The sequence below is a fragment of the Rhodococcus sp. P4_F3_2 genome (assembly GCF_056401335.1).
Map to the genome: position 1 here is coordinate 1 of NZ_JBFUJN010000096.1, position 905 is coordinate 905.

The window sequence follows — 905 nt, forward strand, 5'->3', positions numbered from 1 at the left end:
CATATAAGCCGTAGCCCGGCCTACACATCTCATCCCAAATATGTCTACCATGATCTGGACGAGCATACCCATCGAAACCGCTTTCATAAAGAGCATATACAATACCTGTCATAGGTATAGAACCATCCTCATCTCGATGTGAAGTTTCTATAAAGCTGCCATCTTCAAAATGTTTTACATTCCGAATATGTGCAAATGGAATTCGACTAGCATAGGATCTCACAATATCAACTAAGTCGTTATTTGGATTTCCCCCTAATGATCCCGAACAAAATGTTAACCCATTCGAAGGACTATCAACAGCATTTAAAATACGCTTAATATCATTCTTATTTTTTACGATCCGAGGTAATCCAAAGATTGAAAACGGCGGATCATCAGGATGAATAGCCAATTTAATGCCGCATTGTTCCGCAGTAGGACACACTTCCTCCAAGAAATAAATCAGATTCTCTAATAAATGTTCTTCTGTAACGTCTTTGTATTGGTTAAATAAGTTTTTCAAATCTTTTAATCTCTCAGGCTCCCAGCCAGGAAGTGTTAAATCATTTGAATTCTCTTCCATGTTATTTACAACCTTCTCAGGTGTAAGTGAGATCACTTTCTCGGCATCGAAGAATAACGCCGTACTGCCATCTTCGGTTTCTTTAAATAAGTCAGTACGAAACCAATCAAATATTGGCATAAAGTTATAGCATACAACCTTAACCCCAAATTTTCTTAAATTTCTTAATGTCTCCTTATAGGCATGAATATATTGGTCTCTTGTATTTAAGCCCAGCTTTATATCCTCATGAATATTGACACTTTCAACAACATCAGTATTTAACCCTTGTGCTTTTGCTTGATTAACGACTTCTTCTATACGTTCAGCAGACCAAACCTCTCCAGCAGGTACGTCGTGA

1 protein-coding gene is annotated in these 905 nt (G+C 37.5%); it reads right to left on the reverse strand.

Annotation, left to right across the window (positions count from 1 at the left end; all coding sequences use genetic code 11):
• On the reverse strand, positions 1-905 hold a 905-nt coding region (uxuA, locus tag AC1DWA_RS32905), incomplete at both ends, for a mannonate dehydratase (RefSeq protein ID WP_477917603.1).